Source organism: Sulfitobacter sp. CW3 (assembly GCF_019392245.1).
Classification (GTDB): domain Bacteria; phylum Pseudomonadota; class Alphaproteobacteria; order Rhodobacterales; family Rhodobacteraceae; genus Sulfitobacter.
This window is the reverse complement of the sequence record NZ_JAHXRL010000107.1, coordinates 1-289: the sequence shown is the minus strand read 5'-3', so window position 1 is coordinate 289 and position 289 is coordinate 1. Positions and strand designations below refer to the sequence as shown.

At 68.2% G+C, this 289-nt stretch carries 1 protein-coding gene; it reads right to left on the bottom strand.

The window, feature by feature from the left end; genetic code table 11:
- A partial coding sequence (locus tag KZZ06_RS20385; RefSeq protein ID WP_257884522.1) for an ABC transporter substrate-binding protein occupies positions 1 to 289 on the bottom strand: 289 nt, incomplete at both ends.

Sequence of the window (289 nt, the reverse complement as noted above, 5' to 3'; positions counted from 1 at the left end):
CATCGACCGGCCCGCGATTGCCGCGGCGGGCGATGAAGCTGCCCCAGTCGGTCGAGACCAGATCGACGTTCATGCCGAGCTGCTTGAGCAGGTCCTGGGTCACCAGCGACTGGTTGTAGGCGATCGGCTGGTCGGCCGGGGCCAGCAGGACCACGCGCTCGCCCTTGTAGCCGGCCTCCTTGAGCAGCTTCTGGCCGAGCTTGATGTCGCCCTTGCCGACATTGCCGCCGCCCGCCTCGCTGTAGAGGGGCGTCCCCGGCGTGAAGAAGCCCGGCAGCTTCTTCCACAG